General features: G+C 58.8%; 1 pseudogene. It reads left to right on the top strand.

Going from position 1 to position 1,064, the window contains the following annotated elements:
* Nucleotides 1-30: 30 nt before the first annotated feature.
* Nucleotides 31-1,064 (top strand): annotated as a pseudogene (locus AC04SG_RS32800) (hypothetical protein); the annotation flags it as partial.

Genomic DNA, 1,064 nt, shown 5'->3' with positions numbered 1-1,064 from the left:
GGCGGCAGAGCAATGCCGGCGGCCTCGACGTTGCAGCCGGTCCAGTCAGCTGGGGTTTTGATAGGGCACAGCAAGGAGCCTCTCTATTCCGAGGATGCTCGCCTTATTTCGGTGCTTGAGAAGGGCCTCCGCCACGGCAATGCCGCCAACCACACCGCCAACGGCTATGTATACTCTCTTCGCAGCTTCAGCCGCCGGCTCTTCGCAAATAAAAGAGATCCGATTGCTGCTCGGCTCGACGACCAGTCGCTGACCGATGATGCCCGCGAGGCCATCGAAAAGGGTCATAATAAACGACTCCTCTCGGCAATAAACTATCTCCGGACCTTCCAGTCGACGGGCGGATTCGTGCCGATCACAAGCCGGACTGATCTAAATCCTCACCCCCAGGACGTGGCTCTCATCAAAGAGTACAGAAACGACGCGGGATCGACCCGCAGGGTGTATGCAACTATTCTTCGCAAATTCAGTGACTACCTGCGTAAGAGCAACAAGCCAGGAATTGCTGGTCGGCTTTCGGGCACGTCGTTGGGCGGCGATGTCGAGCGCTATAGGAGAGACGTCGGCGGCAGTGGGAATATCGGTGCCGCACTGGCTAATCTGCGAAAATCGCAGGCAGGCGCTAAAGCGATGGGACTAGAGCGCCATATTCCCCTCGTTCCTGCTGCCGAAAACGCGGTCCGGATGGAGCCGATGCAGGAAGCGGACAGGTGGCCAGCGGAGCTGCCTCCCGTAGAAAGCTACGATCAGGATTTGCTTTGGGAGATGATGGACAAACCCGGTCCGTCGTTATCTCTCGAGCCAGCCGCGCGCCATGACCAGTCATCGGATCCCCGAGAGTCCGTTCGTCACTTGAACTGGGGCCACGACCGCCAGCAGTTCCCCGACAAGCCGATGGGTGCATTTGCCAGCAGCAACCTCCTGCCAAGCGGGGAGGTCCTCATCAACGATGAGCGTGACACAGCTGGGTTGGGGCCAGCGAAGAGGCCGAGGACCCTGGACAATCTACACGGTCTTGCCATTGAGCGGCAGCTGAGCGAGATCGCCAATTCAGGTGGAATTAG

This window comes from Mesorhizobium sp. CNPSo 4684 (assembly GCF_057784315.1).
The sequence above is the reverse complement of the archived record's forward strand: the minus strand, read 5'-3'. Positions and strand labels throughout refer to the sequence as shown.